The organism is Bradyrhizobium vignae, assembly GCF_004114425.1.
GTDB classification, from domain to species: Bacteria; Pseudomonadota; Alphaproteobacteria; order Rhizobiales; family Xanthobacteraceae; genus Bradyrhizobium; species Bradyrhizobium vignae.
Genome location: NZ_RDQF01000013.1, coordinates 82,859 through 95,654, shown reverse-complemented (window position 1 = coordinate 95,654; position 12,796 = coordinate 82,859). Strand labels below are relative to the sequence as shown.

12 protein-coding genes and 3 pseudogenes are annotated in these 12,796 nt (G+C 57.8%); 12 read left to right on the top strand and 3 right to left on the bottom strand.

Going from position 1 to position 12,796, the window contains the following annotated elements:
- Positions 1–48 precede the first annotated feature (48 nt).
- The 4 genes from panD (at position 49) to EAV90_RS13860 (ending at position 3,529) form a co-directional block, all read left to right on the top strand.
- A complete protein-coding gene (panD, locus tag EAV90_RS13875) occupies positions 49–402 on the top strand; it encodes an aspartate 1-decarboxylase (RefSeq protein WP_129143643.1) in 354 nt (117 codons plus the stop codon).
- 78 nt (positions 403–480) lie between these two features.
- Complete coding sequence (locus EAV90_RS13870) at positions 481–1,632, top strand: 8-amino-7-oxononanoate synthase (protein ID WP_129143642.1); 1,152 nt, start codon at positions 481–483, stop codon at positions 1,630–1,632.
- Positions 1,632–2,267 (top strand): dethiobiotin synthase, encoded by a 636-nt coding sequence (gene bioD, locus EAV90_RS13865; protein ID WP_129143681.1) that lies wholly within the window; start codon positions 1,632–1,634, stop codon positions 2,265–2,267. Before EAV90_RS13870 ends, bioD begins: the two co-directional genes overlap by 1 nt.
- Positions 2,264–3,529: an adenosylmethionine--8-amino-7-oxononanoate transaminase gene (locus EAV90_RS13860; protein WP_129143641.1), complete on the top strand. Its 1,266-nt coding sequence runs from the start codon at positions 2,264–2,266 to the stop codon at positions 3,527–3,529. The genes bioD and EAV90_RS13860 overlap by 4 nt, the downstream gene beginning before the upstream one ends.
- Positions 3,530–4,541: 1,012 nt before the next feature.
- Here the strand turns inward: EAV90_RS13860 and EAV90_RS39465 are convergent.
- Positions 4,542–4,697, bottom strand: coding sequence for a hypothetical protein (locus EAV90_RS39465; RefSeq protein ID WP_164936917.1), 156 nt, complete (start codon positions 4,695–4,697; stop codon positions 4,542–4,544).
- 121 nt (positions 4,698–4,818) lie between these two features.
- Between EAV90_RS39465 and panB the strand changes: the two genes are divergently transcribed.
- The 4 genes and pseudogenes from panB (at position 4,819) to EAV90_RS39455 (ending at position 8,348) form a co-directional block, all read left to right on the top strand.
- Positions 4,819–5,691, top strand: coding sequence for a 3-methyl-2-oxobutanoate hydroxymethyltransferase (panB, locus tag EAV90_RS13845; RefSeq protein WP_164936916.1), 873 nt, complete (start codon positions 4,819–4,821; stop codon positions 5,689–5,691).
- Positions 5,692–5,704: 13 nt separating this feature from the next.
- Positions 5,705–6,545, top strand: a pseudogene (gene panC / locus EAV90_RS13835) (pantoate--beta-alanine ligase).
- Between the two features lie 282 nt (positions 6,546–6,827).
- Positions 6,828–7,025 (top strand): hypothetical protein, encoded by a 198-nt coding sequence (locus tag EAV90_RS39460; RefSeq protein ID WP_164936915.1) that lies wholly within the window; start codon positions 6,828–6,830, stop codon positions 7,023–7,025.
- A 1,116-nt stretch (positions 7,026–8,141) separates the two neighbouring features.
- Positions 8,142–8,348: a hypothetical protein gene (locus EAV90_RS39455; protein ID WP_164936914.1), complete on the top strand. Its 207-nt coding sequence runs from the start codon at positions 8,142–8,144 to the stop codon at positions 8,346–8,348.
- A gap of 644 nt (positions 8,349–8,992) precedes the next feature.
- On the opposite strand, the gene EAV90_RS13820 is transcribed toward EAV90_RS39455, so the two are convergent.
- The gene (locus tag EAV90_RS13820) at positions 8,993–9,196 is read right to left on the bottom strand and encodes a hypothetical protein (protein WP_122405129.1); all 204 of its coding nucleotides are present in this window, start codon (positions 9,194–9,196) and stop codon (positions 8,993–8,995) included.
- Positions 9,197–9,591: 395 nt separating this feature from the next.
- Between EAV90_RS13820 and EAV90_RS13815 the strand changes: the two genes are divergently transcribed.
- From EAV90_RS13815 to EAV90_RS41670, 4 genes and pseudogenes are all read left to right on the top strand, one after another.
- Positions 9,592–9,801, top strand: coding sequence for a hypothetical protein (locus EAV90_RS13815; protein WP_129143637.1), 210 nt, complete (start codon positions 9,592–9,594; stop codon positions 9,799–9,801).
- Between the two features lie 801 nt (positions 9,802–10,602).
- Positions 10,603–10,980, top strand: a pseudogene (locus EAV90_RS13810) (ectoine synthase).
- 329 nt (positions 10,981–11,309) lie between these two features.
- Positions 11,310–11,570 carry an IS66 family transposase gene (locus tag EAV90_RS41675; protein WP_430644726.1) on the top strand — a complete coding sequence of 87 codons (261 nt, stop codon included), beginning with the start codon at positions 11,310–11,312 and terminating at the stop codon, positions 11,568–11,570.
- Positions 11,571–11,677: 107 nt separating this feature from the next.
- Positions 11,678–12,106, top strand: a pseudogene (locus EAV90_RS41670) (IS66 family transposase); the annotation flags it as partial.
- A 52-nt stretch (positions 12,107–12,158) separates the two neighbouring features.
- Here the strand turns inward: EAV90_RS41670 and EAV90_RS13800 are convergent.
- On the bottom strand, positions 12,159–12,674 hold the full coding sequence (locus EAV90_RS13800) for a hypothetical protein (RefSeq protein WP_122405127.1): 516 nt from the start codon (positions 12,672–12,674) through the stop codon (positions 12,159–12,161).
- Positions 12,675–12,796: the final 122 nt, after the last annotated feature.

Sequence of the window (12,796 nt, the reverse complement as noted above, 5' to 3'; positions counted from 1 at the left end):
GAAGCAGTGCGCGCAATATGTTGCCCCTACATCCAGCCTAGGTGAGAAATGCAGATTACTTTGATGAAGGGTAAAATCCATCGCGCCTCAGTGACCGAAGCTGATCTGCACTATGAAGGCTCGATCTCGATAGATCGTACGCTCCTTGAGGCAGCAGGAATGGTGATCAACGAGCGCGTCGAAATCTACAATATCGAAACCGGGACGCGCTTTGCCACTTACGTGATCGAGGCGCCGCCGAGGTCCGGCACGATAAGCCTGAACGGCGCGGCCGCACGACTGGCCATGCCCGGAGACAAGATCATTATCGTTGCATATGCCTCATTCGACGAGGCCGAAGCAAAGATATTCAAGCCACGTATTGTGCGTGTGGACGGAGACAATCGCATCCTGGCAAGTTGAAGCTCAAGGGCGATCCTTCCTTCTTAAACGGCCAACGCATTTTTTTTGCGTGATTTGATGCGATTCGGGGAGTGATGAATGCGGTCAATCCAAAGAGCCAAACTTACTCCCTACATCGCAGCGTTGAATGCCTTGAACGAAGATAAACGGCTGCGCTGCCTCAAGCCGCGCGTGGGGATCGATTTCGCATCAAACGACTATCTGGCGCTCGGGAGCGCCTCGCGCGTCAAAAAGGCGGTGGTCGCCGCGCTCGAGGCGGGCACTCCGGTTGGAGCCGGCGGGTCGCGGCTTCTGCGCGGCAATTGCGAGGAGCATGAACGGCTCGAAACGGAAGCGGCTCAATTCTTTGGCGCGGAGGCAGCGCTTTTCTTTGGAGGCGGCTACATCGCAAATTTTGCCCTCCTGACAACGCTGCCGCAGCGCGGCGATCTGCTCGTTCTCGATTCGCTCGTACACGCCAGTATTCACGAAGGGGCGCGAGCCGGCCGCGCAGAGTACCGAGTTCACGCGCACAATGATCCCCAGTCAGTCGAAGACGCAATTCGCGAGTGGCGAACCAAAGGTGGAGCGGGCCGCATCTGGATTGTGGCCGAAAGTCTCTACAGCATGGATGGCGACTTCGCTCCACTCGAAGAGCTGGTGGCAATCGCCGATCGCCATGACGCGTTTCTGATCGTCGATGAGGCTCATGCCACAGGTGCTTACGGGCATCAGGGACGAGGGCTCACGGCTCCTTATGACAGGCGCGACAATCTCATCGTCGTTCATACCTGCGGCAAAGCGCTCGGTGCGGCGGGTGCACTTGTTACGGCCTCCGGCATCCTGCGCGATTTCATGGTCAACCGCTGCCGTCCATTTATTTTTACTACTGCCCCATCACCATTGATGGCCGTTGCCGTTCGAGAGGCACTCCTCATCTTACAGAAGGAGCCGGAGCGGCAGCAACGGCTGGCCAAGCTCGTTGCGTTCGCGCATCGGCAGATCACCTCCCTTGGTTTGCACACGCCGTCGACCTCTCAGATCGTGCCGTATATCGTCGGTGACAATGCTCATGCAATGCGAATTGCCTCTGCTCTGCAGGCGCGCGGCTTCGACATCCGCGGAATTCGGCCGCCAACCGTCCCAGCAGGCACCGCCCGTTTGCGAATTTCGTTGACGCTCAATGTTGGGGAAGCGGACGTGTGCGCAATGCTCGATGCGCTTGTTGAGGTGACGAGGGGGTCGTTTTGATCAATAATCGGATCGTCGTGACCGGTACGGACACCGGGGTCGGCAAAACGGTATTTTCCGCAGGACTCGCTGGCCTGCTCGGCGCGAATTACTGGAAACCGGTCCAGGCTGGACTCGAACAAGAGACCGATTCCGAGTGCGTCTGCCGCCTCGGCGGCCTCTCGTCCGATCGCATTGTCCCGGAGCTCTATCGACTTCGGACGCCTGCCTCGCCCCATTACGCCGCGGAGATTGACGGCGTTCGCATAGACACAGAGACACTTGGACTGCCGGACAGGGGCGAGCGGCCACTCGTGATCGAGGGCGCCGGCGGGCTCATGGTGCCGTTGGCAGCGCGCACTCTTTACATCGACATCTTCGAACGCTGGCAGCTTCCCGTCGTGCTTTGCGCGAGGACGGGACTGGGCACAATCAATCACTCTCTGCTCTCCATAGAGGCTCTGCGGAAGCGTCAGATTCGAATCCTTGGAATTGCGTTCATTGGCGAAAGAAACCCAGAAACTGAAAGCGCGGTTTGCGAGATCGGGAGAGTGCGTTGGTTGGGACGGCTCCCGTGGCTTGATCCCCTCACGAACGATGGGCTGCAGGCCGCTTTCAAGGTCTCCTTTGTTGGCAGTGATTTCCTGAACCTATGAAGATGGCGAAGAGGTCGCCGATCTGGCACCCGTTCACGCAGCATGCTCTACAGCAGGACATGACGAAGGTGCTGCGGGGAGAGGGGGCTTATCTCTACACGGAAGATGGCCGACGCCTTATCGATGCAATCTCCTCCTGGTGGGTCGTGACCCACGGCCATTGCCATCCACGCATCGTGAACGCGATCCGAGAACAGGCAGGCAAGCTCAACCAGATCATCTTCGCCGGATACACTCACGAACCGGCTGAGCAAGTTGCGACGGAACTATTGAAGGTGACGTCCCCGGCGCTCGAACATGTGTTCTTCTCTGATAGCGGGTCAACCAGCGTCGAAGTCGCGCTGAAAATGGCGCTCGGCTACTGGTACAATACCGGAAGACAGCGAACCCAAATCGTGGTGATGCAGCACTCGTACCATGGCGACACGATCGGGGCGATGTCGGTAGGTAGCCGAGGCGTCTTCAATGCGGCCTACGGGGCGCTGATGTTCGAGGTGACCTCGATTCCGTTCCCGGCAAGAGATCGTGAGCAAATAGCGCTCGATGCGCTTGAAAGCGCCTGTCGAAACCAACATCCCGCAGCCTTTATTGTGGAGCCCCTGATATTGGGTGCCGGTGGAATGCTGATGTATTCTCCCTCGGTTTTAAGGGAGATGAAGCGGATCTGCGAAGCCTTCGACGTCCTGTTCATTGCCGACGAGGTCATGACGGGCTGGGGCCGGACGGGTAGCTTGTTTGCGTGTGAGCAGGCCGATGTCACGCCCGATATCGCCTGCTATTCGAAGGGCCTCACGGCTGGGGCGCTGCCGCTCGCCGTCACACTCTGTCGTGCCGATATTTTCGATGCGCATTATTCTGAAGATCGCACGCGTACGTTCTTTCATTCGAGCTCATATACGGCCAATCCAGTGGCCTGCGCCGCCGCCAAGGCCAATCTCGACCTATGGCAGGATCAGGACTACCGCCGGCGGGTCGCATCCTTGGCCAGGATGCAAGAACGGGCACTCGCGCCATTTTGCGACGATTCACGGTTCGCAAACGTCCGGCGCACAGGAACAGTCACAGCGCTTGAACTCAACACGAGCGATGCCGGCTATCTGGCGGACATCGGGCCGAAGCTTTTGGCTTTCTTCCAATCGCGGAATCTGCTGTTACGCCCGCTTGGTAATACGATCTACGTGATGCCCCCTTACTGCGTAACGGCGACCGATCTTGATGAAATCTATGCTGCCATCCGCGACGCTGCTGACTTGCTGATGTGAGGTGCATGAGTGCTGCAATCGTCTGCTGTGACAGGGTCTTGCAAGCCGGAAGCGTCCGTATTGCTGCCGTTTGATAATGCAAGGGGGATGCAGCGCCCACGGCTCGCAGGCTGACCGTGCTTTAAGCACTTGCTTTAATCGCTCCTGATCCAACTGCCGCAGCAATCCTGCGGACTAGCTATGAGAGGCGCAGAATTTGGCCGAAATGCCGAGCGAATTGCGGTAATCACGACTGAGAAATCCATTATCTTGAGCAAATTCTCGGCGATGCATTCTGTGAAAAGTACTGCTTCGCGAGGCAGCCGCAATCAGAGTCAGGCTCTTGATGGCTGCAAGACCATTGAGACAGACCGTCGGGCGGCCGCTCCTTTGGTACGATCGTGGTGCCGCGCTGAGAGGGTAGCGGGGCTTCCCAAGTGAATGTCTGACAGGAGGCGAGAATGCACATTGGCTTCCGTAATTCACTCGACCATTCAGCCACATGCTGCGCGATATGCGGCGGAAAGTTTGGGCTGATCCGCTATTACTGCTGGCGAACAGGCCTTTGCTCCAAGAAATGCGTCAACCGCTTCAAGGCGCGGCGAGAGGCCGATCAGAAGTGGCTTCGATCGTTGCGAGCGGCTTAGGCTAGACCGAGTTGTGGGTACCGCCCTGGTCAGACATGTTGCGAATTCGATTCGCCCTCTAGAGCGCGTGGACAATCAAGTGACAGAAACATCGGCAAAATAATCGACTTCAGGACCTACAGGGCCGGCAGGCCGGGGCGGTCTGAGCGCGTTCCCGACGACATCTACTCGACCGCCGTTCTCACTGCGCTTACAATGGCCTGTCACCTCTGGACGTTCCTGGCCCGGGATCCGTTTGCTTTGCTCGGTGCGCCAGCGCCGAAGCAGGAGCCTCACGAGTACCCTAGGGCAGCAGACGCGGAGATGTGCCCCTAAAGACGAAGCCCCTCGCTGCGTGTATCTACAGCGCGCTTCGATCGAGCCGTCGCCGTTTGAAGAGACTGCAATCAGCCCAGAAACGCCTGCAGATGGTAGCCCGTCGCGAGCGCCACTCCTCGATCGAGGCGGCGGCCGGCATAGTCGTTGAAACTGTACGCGAAAAACGAGCCATCGGGTGATGAAATCGCGATGAGGAAGGTCTTGCCTCGTGGTTGCGCAACCATTGGATTGTTTTTGCGTTGTTCTCCAGTTCAAGAGAACTGGGGTTCTCATCCTCCATCCCATTGACAGGTTTCTCCCGCCTTCTCTAGGAAGCGCCGACAGCGTGTGGGGAGCAGATCCAATATGAGCCACAGTTCAGAGCAGCCTCTAGAACGTGTCACGATTCCGGCACTGCAGCATTGGAAGGATGAAGGACGTCGTATCGTGATGACCACCGCCTACGATGCGGTTGCGGCGCGCATCGCGGATCCCGTTGTCGATATCATCCTGGTTGGCGATAGCGTTGGAAACGTCTGCCTGGGATTCGATAACACGCTGCCCGTTAGCGTGGCCATGATGAATCATCACCTGGAGGCTGTTGCGCGTACGAGGCCTCAAGCCCTGCTTGTGGCCGACATGCCCTTTCTGAGCTTTCATATCGGTTGTGAGGATACCATCCGCAATGCAGGAGGTTTTCTGCAGCGTGGCGCCGATGCTGTGAAACTCGAGGGTGGCGCCAAACGCGTCGAGATGGTGCGCGCCCTGGTCGATTGCGAAATTCCTGTCATGGGACATCTCGGTCTGACCCCGCAGAGCGTCAACGTCATGGGTGGATTCAAGGTGCAGGGAAGGACAACGGATACCGCCTTGCGTCTGCTCGATGACGCCCACCGTCTGCAGGAAGCCGGCTGTTTCGCTCTGGTCCTGGAAGGGATTCCTGCCGAGCTCGCCGCGCGAGCGACCCAGTTTCTCACGATACCCACCATCGGCATCGGAGCAGGACCCGATTGCTCGGGCCAAGTGCTTGTGTTCCATGATGTCTTGGGGCTAACCGAAGGCCATCGCCCCAAATTCGTTCGTGCCTATACAAATGGATTCCAGCTGTTGCAGGAGGCGCTGTCGCGCTGGGCTGCCGATATCCGCAAAGGTGCATTCCCCGGCTCAGAGGAATGCTATCGGCTTCCTGATCAGCTTCGGAATGCCATCGCCAACTGGCTGCCCTCCAATTCAGCGTGAAGCAAGGTAAGAAATGCAAGTAATTACGAACGTCGCTGAGCTGCGTCGGGCCCTTGCAGACGTCCGGAAAGCCTATAAGCGCATCGGGTTCGTTCCGACGATGGGGATACCTGCACGACGGCCACCTGTCCCTGATCTCGGCTAGCCGTGGACACTGCGACGTCACTGTCGTTAGCATCTTCGTCAACCCCACTCAGTTCGGACCAAATGAGGATCTCAGCAGGTACCCTCGCGACTTCGCGCGCGATGAAGCCTTGTGCCGTAGTGCCGGAGTCTCCATCATCTTCGCACCAAGTGCAGAGGAGATGTATCCGGCTCAATTTGAGACCTTTGTCGAGCCGGGCGAACTCGCAAAACCGCTCTGCGGAGACTTCAGGCGCGGACATTTTCGTGGTGTAGCGACTGTTGTCTGCAAGCTATTCAACATGGTGCAGCCGGACGCCGCGTACTTTGGCCAGAAGGATTTTCAGCAATGCGCTGTGATACGCCGCATGACGGTTGATCTGAATCTTCCGATCGAGATTGTCACCGTGCCAACCGTACGGGAGCCAGATGGACTGGCAATGAGCAGTCGCAATCGTTATCTCAGCCCGGAAGAACGTGGTCGGAGCCTTGCGATCAGCCGTGGCTTGTTCGCTGCATCCCAAGAATTTGCCTCAGGGGAGCGGGAGACGTCAACGCTGATTGCGCTTGCAAGAACGCATCTGCAAAGGGTCGATCGTCTCCAGTACCTTGAGCTTGTCGACGCTGGGACCCTCAGGATTGCCGAGAGCCCTCTGCGTTATCCGGCGGTGCTCTGTGTGGCAGCGTATGTGGGCTCGACGCGGTTGATCGATAATGTAGTCCTGACCTAGCGCGTAGCCAGATCCGCAAGCGACTGCACTCAGAAGTAGTCGAACCCGATCAGTTGGCCCTGAAATCCTCAGCATCCTGAAAGAGCTCTCGAACGCGATCCGAAACTGCTCCTTTGCCTCCTGAACAACTGGCCCACGCTCGAGCTCATGATCTTGGCTCTGCCGCTGACAAGTGAGCAAGACCGGACCGCTCCACGCTCCCGAGCGCAGCCAAGTGCGAGTTCGCTTTCCGTATTATGACTTCGGCGGCTCGCTCAGACGATCTGGGACATTCTGAGCGCTATGCGCGCTTTCTGCGACGTGGCGCAACGCAATTTCAGAAAGTCGTACAACCAGCTGTTTGAGGCGCGCATTCTCCTGCTTGCAGCGCTCAAGCTCGTGCTGTTCGGCCGTCATCACAGATGTTGTGCGACGTTGGCTGCTGCCGAGATGATTCATGTAGCTCCCTTTCCGATTCGACAAACACAGCAGAAAATCTGAACAGCCCAGTCTCTTCTCCCCGCTGAACGAAGCGCCTTGGCCTCAGATCGGAGCGTTTTTCACATGCAGCCCGCGGCAGGCTGGTTTGCTAGCTCACTCCCTGCAAAGGGGCTCGCGCCCAATTCGCAGATGCGACGGCACCTTCCGCGACGCCATCTCGCTCATGGCTCATGCTAGTTGCAGTAATGGCTCACAATGTAGCCGCGGAATATGCCGCCCCCGGTTGCATGTGTTTGCTCTGGGCGGAGAGTGTAACAAAATCGCAATATCGATTTATGCGACGAGCCGCGCTCCCGCGCTCAAATCCTGCATTGCGGCAGCGCCCCCGATGAATTTTCACAGGACGTTCGCATGTCCGTGCTGGGGTCACTTCTACACCAGGCTTATGTCCAAAACGCAGGGCGTTACTGAGATCATCCGCCTGCAAGCGGGCATTCCCAAAGCAGGCTCGCTCAAAATTGTTTGCTGCCAGTACCTGCGGTTATGGATCATAGCCACGCCCATGACCATGAGTTTACTGTGATGCTGCATAAATCGCCCAGAGCGTTTAGGGGGTGAGTCACGGGTTGCTGAGGGTGGCCGCCGGATCTCGGCGCGATTTCCTCGCCAGACATGGGGCCGGCGCTGTTTTTTGGCGCAAAAATATGCTTCACCGAAACAAATGCGCGCGATGTCCCTCTACAGTGCAAGATGCGAAGCGCTCGGGCTTGGCTGGACGCAGCACGCTCGATAGGCGGCAAATCCTCTGGCTGCAATGAACCTGATCAGGTCGAACTAGCACCGTCCGAACATTGGTCTGCCGCAGCCGACCGGCCAGTTCAGCGCGCTATAGATGGCCGAGCATGCCTTAGATAATCGCAGAGCATGGTGGCAGCCCGTCACCTTGGGCTCTGAGCCCTGCCAAGGTTGTCTGTTAAACCGAGAGGGGCGACGAGAAAAACAAAAGCAGCTCGATCGAGCTCTGCAATTGATCAACCATCTCAGAGATGCTGGACATTGCAGCGCCGCTAAAATTGGCTGACCTGTAGTCGCGAAGTCTCATACGATCTGATGTACTTGCGTTGCGGTCCAATAAATGCCCATTATCTTCCTCGGTGGGATGAGGAAGATCTCTCAATGCTGGACGGTGCCACGACCGCGCTCCTGCGCACGATCCTGGATGAGGTTTGCGAGAACGTCCCACCGTATGACACCGGCGTCCGCGCCTACGTCGCCTCCAGAATCCTGGAGGCCGCCACCAGGGGTGAGACGCGCCCCGATCTGCTTAAACAGATCGGTCAGGAAGCTCTTTCGAAAGCACCAACGATGTGGCGAGAGATCTAGGACATGGCTTGTCATCGAGGTGAAATTCCAAGCCACAGTGCTGAAGATCGTGGCCTCTTATCCAGGTTCGCGCGCCTTCGCGTCGCCTGCGGCGCAGCGATCTGACCAGCTCGCACGGGTGTATCGTGGTCGCAAATCGATGTCGGCTAACGTCACATATCGAGATTAGACCTTGTCTTCCCGCGAAGCGGTGAGCATCCGCTTTATCCGTTCGGCTTGTTCAACGGTTAGATTGGCTGCCAAGCTGGTCCCAATCAGCGCTGGGCCCTTACGTTCTCGATCATAAACCATCCAACCCTTTCCGCCCTTCCGAACAAAGAATCTGCTTTGCGAACAAGCGCCCTCAGCCAATCTTAGTTCCCCCAGTTCATTACCCCGATACGTCACGATAGGCCCATGCAAGCCGCCGCCCGCATTTGCATATGTGAATCGGTTGGCGCGTTGCTCGATGGGAGCGGCCGATCGTTGAAAAAAGAGGGCAGTTCGCACAAAAGGCAGTGCGTCCAAGCCTTGGCGCACGCATCCTTGCCCGCCAGGATGCCGGTGAGGCGTCGTGCCCTAACACTCATCCGCAAACGCGGGCGAAATCAGTGTTCGGCGCCCAAGCGCCGTCAACTCATGCGAGCCGGTGCGCCCTTTGCTGTTTACTCCCGTGCGAGCGCCGCAAGTGCCGTTTCGATCACTGTGATTTCTTGACTGACCTGAGCGATCGCTTCCTTCGCATCAATTCCGGTAACCCGGTTCAACTTCTGCAGTAACTCCCGCCGATGCGTCAGAAGGTTCTCCAGCGCGCTGCGGTTGTTTAGTTTCACATAGCCGTCCACAATCAATCCAATCGAAAGAGACATCGAAACTCTCAAACAAAGCGGTTCTCAACGCAGATGCCTATAGCACATCAGCAAATGATGTTCAGCCCCGCCGGGGGAGAGTACTGAGGCGCGAGCTTGTTAGCGACAAGCGTCGGGCACCCGGGACGTGACCGACTATTCCTTGCACGTTACAAGCGTCCAGCTCTGTTAGAGGGACTAGACGAGCAGAAACACGGCGTGTAGCGAGCCAAAAACGCTTCGGATCGTCGCGTTGGAAATGGTATGATGAGGAGAGAACGATTTCCCGAACTGCTAGGGTCCTCATCCGCCTGCCGAGCGGCTTTCGCGATGCGCTGATAGCGGCGCGTTGACCGATGACATGCTCGCCTGAATATCTCTTGGTAAGGATTGCGACGACGTAAGGAGCGTCCAGGATGCTCGATGAATTTTTGGCCCGCATTCGTGCTCACCGCAACAACATCCACCGTTATCGTCGCCTGCTGAAGTCGAACCTGTCGGATGTCGAACGCCAGTTCATCGAAAACCGCCTCATCGAGGAGCAGACCGCGCTCGAGTCTCTTTCGACCGAGACCTTCCCGCTCGCGTTTAGCCTTCGGAAGGGGGCGGACATGCCGGCAAGCTAGGCGCGGAGCCGCGAACGACGCGCGCGTTCGAGACTACGCGATTTCTCGGCGGCGGCATCATCATGAGCTCGCGACCTGGCAAATAATCGATGATATCCGCCCGCTGTTGGCCTAGCCCTGAGGACCTGATCTGCTGACCTGCACGTGAGTTCATTCGGCTCGTGTATCAGGTGCTCAATCTATATCGGCATTAGCCCATAGCGGATTAAAAAGCCGCACTGTTCGATCGGTCCTCGCTCGCGGACCTGTTTGTATTCGGCCATATCTCGGCAGTTTGTTAGATTGGCTACACGCCCAGCTAAATCGTTCTCAGTCGCTAGCCAGCTGAGACAGCCACAACTTCATCTTTTCATCGGTCTGCGACCACGGCATGAGATTTGCTCTACTGGCTGAGACGCCGCGGAACCGTATTCGCGGCGAGAGGCACAGCAAGGAAGGAAACGACTTGCCAAGTTTGCGACTGGAGAGAGTTTATGTCGCGGGCAATAGCCCCAGCAGCATTCTGGGGAGTACAAAGGTAAGCGTCCGCCCCACGCGAAAGGTGGAACATCAAGTTGGTACGCGCCGATGGGGCTTGGCTGCGAAAGATCCTCGCCGATATTTTCACTAGTCGCCGTCGGGAAAATGGCAGGCCTTGCGTGTAACCGATCCCGTAGGCGATTGCCCGGGTTCTCCGCGGCCGACGGTTGGTTGTTCCGACCGCAGTCGGCCGCGCGACAGAGAAGTCGCAGTTCCGCGGCAAAACAACGGCCTCCAGCTTTTGGATCAATCACTTCAACCTGGCACCAGCAATCGAACACTATGATTGTGCGTAGCCTGCACGACGTCGAAGCGATCGATCACTTCGTCGATTGGGCAATGATACTAGCCACCGCCTTCTGACCGATAAGGACGGCATGGGTTTTAGCATCTGCCACACCGTGGTGCGCGCTAACACCGTTTTCGCTTCTGCAATACCGGAATCATCTCGAAGCCTGCTACTGCATCGGCGGAGAGGGAGAGGTCGAGGACATGGACGGCAATGTCTTTCCCATTCGCAAGGGTGACATGTATGTGCTTGACAAGCATTTCCTACGCGGGGAACGGGACAAGGACATGATCCTCGTTAGCATCTTCAAACCGCCCCTCACCAGAACCGAGCGCCACAAGCTCGACGACCCGGCAGGCTCCACATATTGAGCGATGCGAATAAGCGCCAATCCAACATGAACTGCCGCTAATGGTGAGAAACAGTTAGTCGAGCGATCCAGCACTGCCTCGTACCGCACGCGCGGACCTCAGAAAAGTCTTTGTGCCGGTGTTTCGAAATGCGCACGCGATGCGCTTCGGCTGAGCTGACAAATTATTTTGGCATTCCATGTCCATTTTCCTCTGTCCGGAAGACCAGGCGAGCGGAGGCTTGTGCCGATTGATAGCGCGCTCAGTTGTACGATGAGGTTTGCGCTCTGGATGGGAGCTTCCGCTGGCATTTTGCTGTCGCTCGATTAGCGCCCAAGCAGATTGACCGCATGGCGGCGCTGCAGGCCGAACGTGAGGCGCGGCTGCAAGCCGAGGCGGTAGCTGCCAGCGCGCAGGCGGAGCTGTCGGCCAACGAGGCTCTGATCGCGCATCTTGAGCTGCGGATCGAGAAGCTCAAGCGCGAACTGTACGGGCAGCGCTCCGAGCGAACGGCGCGGCTGATCGAGCAATTGGAATTGGAGCTCGAAGAAGTGGTTACCAAGCGAGCGAGGATGAGCTTGCCGCGCGGGCCCCCGCGGCGAAAACCCTGAGCGTGCGCGCCTTCACGCGCAAGCGGCCGGTACGCAAGCCCTGGCCGGACGACATCGAACGCGAGCGCGTCGTTGTCGAGGCCCCGAAGAGCTGCGCCTGCTGCTAGGAGACAAGCAAGCCGCTGTTCGACGACATGCACGCCTGGCTGCTGCGCGAGCGAGAAACCCTCTCGCGCTCATCCGAGGTCCTGAAGCCCATGAATTACATGCTCAGGCGCTGGGCCGACTTTGCCGCTTCCTCGGACGATGGCAGGATTTGCCTCAGCAACAACGCCGCAGAAAGAGCGTTGCGCGGCATCGCCTTGGGAAGGAGCAATTGGACCTTCGCCGGCAGCCTGCGCGGCGCCCACCGCGCCGCTATCATGCTGACGATGATCACCACCTGTCGTCTTAACGATGTCGATCCCAAAGCCTGTCTCTCCGACGTCCTCGCCCGGATCGCCGATCTTCCCGCTTCGGGTCTGCACGAACTGCTGCTCTGGGAATGGAAGCTCCCGCACCAAGCCAACGAACCTACCGATCAGCAAGCCGCCTAACTGTCACGCGGTGCTATCATAGCGCTACCCGGCTCTCGCGCGCATGCGTCAATCAGGCGGGCTTCGTCGTATGCGTACTATGGGGATCAAGAGCGTCATCCTGCATCGGCGCTCGAAGTCGAACGATAAGTTCGCCTGCTCGCTTACCGTCCTTAGCGATAGTATTAAGTGCTCGCCGGGCTTCTTCCAGATCTGGCGGTTGAGTGCCCAACCATTTTAAGGCGGCCTCTGCATTGAGAATCGTGGCTGTGAGCGCGTCGACGACAGCACTATAGGTGCACACAAAATCTGCTGAGGTCTGCAATGGCGCTTCGCCCTTCGCCTTGCGCGGATTTCCTTTTGGTTCGCTGAACCGGCTGCGATGCACCTTGCGCCGCCTTAGGTGCAGAAGGGCGTTTGCAGCCTTGCGGATCAGATCGAGTACCAAGTCGGGCTGGGCCCGCTTGGGGACGCGGCAGCCGTCGATCTTAAAGACAGTCGAGCGTTCTGTGACAAAACATTGATGGGCCGGTTGCACGATGCTGTCCTTGCTCAAGATGTACCAACTCGGCTTCCACTTCCAGGACATAGCGCGCTCCTCTAGCGGGTTATGAGAACGCCTCGGCGCTGTCGGCCGGGGGAGCCGTTTCAACGTCGATGCGACGAACCAGCTCGTTCCGGCCAGCTCATTGTGAGTTTGTGAATATATGC